At 60.2% G+C, this 4,282-nt stretch carries 4 protein-coding genes; 3 read left to right on the top strand and 1 reads right to left on the bottom strand.

Going from position 1 to position 4,282, the window contains the following annotated elements:
- Positions 1-613 precede the first annotated feature (613 nt).
- From alr to JWR14_RS23390, 3 genes are all read left to right on the top strand, one after another.
- Positions 614-1,684, top strand: coding sequence for an alanine racemase (alr, locus tag JWR14_RS23400; RefSeq protein ID WP_299712684.1), 1,071 nt, complete (start codon positions 614-616; stop codon positions 1,682-1,684).
- A 43-nt stretch (positions 1,685-1,727) separates the two neighbouring features.
- On the top strand, positions 1,728-3,116 hold the full coding sequence (radA, locus tag JWR14_RS23395) for a DNA repair protein RadA (protein WP_299712681.1): 1,389 nt from the start codon (positions 1,728-1,730) through the stop codon (positions 3,114-3,116).
- Between the two features lie 138 nt (positions 3,117-3,254).
- Entirely contained in the window at positions 3,255-3,518 is a 264-nt protein-coding gene (locus JWR14_RS23390) for a DUF2866 domain-containing protein (protein ID WP_213763131.1), read from the top strand.
- A 32-nt stretch (positions 3,519-3,550) separates the two neighbouring features.
- On the opposite strand, the gene JWR14_RS23385 is transcribed toward JWR14_RS23390, so the two are convergent.
- Positions 3,551-4,282, bottom strand: a 732-nt coding sequence (locus JWR14_RS23385) for an ATP-binding cassette domain-containing protein (RefSeq protein ID WP_299712676.1), incomplete at its 5' end; no start/stop codon positions are given.

The raw sequence follows: 4,282 nt of genomic DNA, 5'->3' as shown, positions 1-4,282 counted from the left end.
CGTGAAGATCTTTCAGCAGGGCGATCGCAGCGATCAGAAGGGCGTTGTCGGCCAGCGACGAGAAAAACTGCGCGGCCATGATGGTGTAAAAACCTTTTTTCATCTGATCCGATGCTAGTCCGCACTGCGGGTGATCCGCCCCGTTCACGCACGGCGCGCTCGTCCCTCGCGTCCGGGTTCGCGCTCAGGCTCCCGTCCAGGCAATTTCTGTTTGAAATGGGTTGTGTGCACGGCTTTATAACACGAAAATAGGCGCATTCTGCCTAGCAGTAACCTGCATGACAATTCGCAGACGTTCAGGCCGGAACGTCACCGGTCTGCAAGGTGCCGATAAGGTATTGATTCGGGTACTGATTCAGCTGTTGAGTCGCTAAATCGGGTATTTTCGAATTTATCACCCTGCGCACGGTCTCTTGTTAAACGGCCATTCCATGCAATGATTGATCGTTGGCATATCAACCCCGTGTTGTCCTGCCATGCTTCGGGCTATCATCAATAGGGCACGATCGACTGCTGCCATAATGGGGTTTCGGCGCAGCGGTTCAGACCTCGTCAAGCTGTGACCGCTCTCGCGACCACCTGCTCATCACCTGTTCTTTCCAACCAAACTTCCATGCCGCGCCCGATATCCGCCACGATCCACACCGCTGCACTCGCCAGCAATCTCGCCGTCGCACGCCGTCACGCGCCGAAATCCAAGATATGGGCTGTGGTCAAGGCCAATGCATATGGCCATGGCGTGGCGCGAGCGTTCCCCGGATTGCGTGCGACGGACGGTTTTGGCCTGCTCGACCTTGAAGAAGCGGTCAAGTTGCGTGAGCTGGGCTGGGCCGGTCCTATTTTGCTGCTGGAAGGCTTTTTCCGTCCGACGGATATCGACGTTATTGATCGCTACAGCCTGACCACGGCCGTGCATTGCGACGAACAGTTGCGGATGCTGGAAATGGCGCGACTGTCGAAGCCGGTCAATATCCAGTTGAAAATGAATAGCGGCATGAACCGGCTCGGTTATACGCCGGAGCGGTTCCGGGCAGCGTGGGAACGCGCACGGGCAGTGCAGGGTGTTGGGCAGATTACGTTGATGACGCATTTCTCCGATGCCGACGGTCCGCGCGGCATCGGTCATCAACTCGAAGCGTTCGAACGCGGTGCCGAAGGCATTGCCGGCGCGCGCAGCCTCGCCAATTCCGCAGCCACGCTGTGGCATGCAGCAGCGCATTTCGACTGGGTGCGGCCCGGCATTATTTTGTATGGCGCTTCGCCGTCGGGCAAAACGGCTGATATCGCGACGACCGGATTGCGTCCGGCCATGACGCTCGCATCTGAGCTGATCGGCGTGCAGACCGTGCCGGCGGGGCACTCGGTTGGCTACGGTTCGGTGTTCTCGGCCACAGGTCCTATGCGGATCGGCGTAGTGGCGTGCGGGTATGCGGACGGTTATCCTCGATGTGCGCCCGAAGGCACGCCGGTTATCGTCGATGGCGTGCTGACAAGGGTCGTCGGCCGGGTGTCCATGGACATGCTGATGGTCGACCTGACCCCGGTCCCAACTGCTGGGATTGGCGCGCCCGTGGAGTTGTGGGGCACGAAACTGCCGATCGACGACGTCGCGGCTGCGTGCGGCACGATCGGGTATGAGTTGATGTGCGCAGTTGCGCCGCGCGTGCCAATGCGGGCGGAATAAAGCGGGTTGTTCGACTAGATAACGACGGAATTCAGGAAGGCGAGTGGCGAAAGTAGCGAAGGTCAAGACACTGTACGTATGTAGCGACTGCGGCGGTCAGGCGCCGAAATGGCAAGGTCAATGTCCGGCTTGCGGAGCGTGGAACACGTTGGTTGAGTCGGTGGCGGAGTCGCCCTCGGCGCATCGCTTTCAATCACTGGCGAAGACCTCGCCGGTGCAGCGCTTGTCCGAAATCGAAGCGTCGGATGTACCGCGCTTTACCACGGGTATCGGCGAATTCGACCGGGTGCTGGGCGGCGGTCTGGTGGCCGGCGGCGTGGTGCTGATCGGCGGCGACCCGGGCATCGGAAAATCCACACTGCTGCTGCAATCGCTGGCGGAAATTGCGCGTGAGCGGCCGGCGCTTTATATCAGTGGCGAAGAGTCCGGCGCGCAGATCGCGTTGCGCGCGCAGCGGCTCGGCCTGCTCGGTGAGTCCGGCAAGGCAGCGCCTGATCTGCGCTTGCTGGCGGAAATTCAGCTAGAGCGTATTCAGGCGACTATCGATACAGAGCGGCCTGAAGTCGCGGTCATCGATTCAATCCAGACGGTTTATTCCGAAGCGCTTACCTCCGCGCCGGGATCGGTCGCCCAGGTGCGCGAGTGCGCGGCGCAGCTCACGCGGATCGCGAAGCAGACGGGCACGGCCATCATCATGGTTGGGCACGTGACGAAGGAAGGCAATCTCGCCGGGCCGCGCGTGCTTGAACACATCGTGGATACGGTCCTGTACTTCGAAGGTGATACGCACTCTTCGTTCCGGCTCGTGCGCGCGTTCAAGAACCGCTTCGGTGCGGTGAACGAACTTGGCGTATTCGCGATGACCGAGCGCGGTTTGCGTGGCGTGGCGAATCCGTCGGCGCTGTTTTTATCGCAGCATGAGCAGAGCGTGCCGGGTTCGTGCGTGCTGGTGACGCAGGAGGGTTCGCGGCCGTTGTTGGTGGAAGTGCAAGCGCTGGTCGATACCGCGCATGTTCCGAACCCGCGCCGTCTCGCCGTAGGGCTGGAGCAGAACCGCCTCGCATTGCTGCTGGCCGTGTTGCATCGGCATGCGGGTATTGCGTGCTTCGATCAGGACGTATTTCTCAACGCGGTGGGCGGCGTGAAGATCACGGAACCCGCTGCCGACCTGGCTGTATTGCTCGCGATTCATTCATCGATGCGCAACAAGGCGCTGCCCAAGGGTTTGATCGTATTTGGCGAAGTCGGGCTGGCGGGGGAAATCAGGCCCTCGCCGCGCGGTCAGGACCGCCTGAAGGAGGCGGCGAAACTGGGTTTTTCAATCGCACTGATTCCAAAGGCGAATGCGCCGAAGCAACCTATCGAGGGGCTGGAAGTGATCGCGGTCGACCGGATTGAAGAGGCGATCGACCGGGTGCGATCACTGGCTTGAGGCTGCCCGGTATCGGTCCCTTAGTAATGTCGTGTAAAAAACCGCGAGGTTCCTGTAACCCACGCGGGGCGTCGTTTTTCTATGCTTGTATCGCGACAAACCCGGATACGAGCGCAAAAAGGAAAAAGGAACCACGCCTTGAAACACGCAGATCAAACTTTGTCTCGCCCAACCTTCCATCTGCGCGGCTGCCGTGTGTCCGCGCCCATTCAGCAGCCATGGGGCGGCGGGTGCCGGATCGTCGAGTGGATCGACGCTGAAGGGCAAATATCGCGTCGTGTAGTGGCCGAAGACGTGACCGAAGATGAGGTGGTGGCGACCATTCGGCGCCACGTAAAGGGACGCAAGCACGTGCTGGTCGACGACGAGGGCATGCCGCGGCAAACGCTGCCCCGGCGCTAGGGCAGCATTAGAGCTGATAATGCAGCGGGCTTTCAGCCAATCTGCTCCAGTTCCTCGTGCGCCTCGAGCCATTGCGCTTCGAGCGCTTCCAGTCGACCGTTCACATCGGCCTGACGGCGAATCGATTCCGTGAGTTGCGTCTTCATGGCGGGCTCGTAACTGGCGGCATCGGCCACGAAAATATCGAGCTGTGCTTTCTCGGCATTCAGCTTGTCCATCTCCTTCTCGATCTTCGAAATCCGCGACTGCAGCGGCTTTTTCAAATGCGAGAGTTTCTGCCGCTCTTGCGCCTCCTGGCGACGCTGCTCCTTGCGGTTCTGCCCCAATTCCAGCGAATCGTCCGCTGAACCATTGTTGACCGTATCCTTGGCCGCCGCCCGCTGCTCGGCAGCGTGTTGCAGCAACCAGTCGCGATAATCGTCGAGATCGCCATCAAAAGGCTGTAGCCGATGTTTTGCCACGAGCATAAAATTATCCGTGGTGGCGCGCAGTAAATGGCGGTCGTGCGACACCAGGATTAATGTGCCTTCGAACTGCGCGAGCGCCATGGTCAGCGCGTGACGCGTTTCAAGATCCAGATGGTTCGTCGGTTCGTCAAGGAGCAGCAGATTAGGCTTTTGCCAGATGATCAGCGCAAGCGCGAGCCGAGCCTTTTCTCCGCCGGAAAACGGCGCGATCTTTGCGGTCGCCATCTCGCCGGAAAAATTGAAGCCGCCGAGGAAATCGCGTAGTTCCTGTTCGCGTGTGTCGGGCGCGAGCCGGGC

The organism is Caballeronia sp. (genome assembly GCF_028292365.1).
In the GTDB taxonomy this organism is placed as follows: Bacteria; Pseudomonadota; Gammaproteobacteria; order Burkholderiales; family Burkholderiaceae; genus Caballeronia.
The sequence above is the reverse complement of the archived record's forward strand: the minus strand, read 5'-3'. Positions and strand labels throughout refer to the sequence as shown.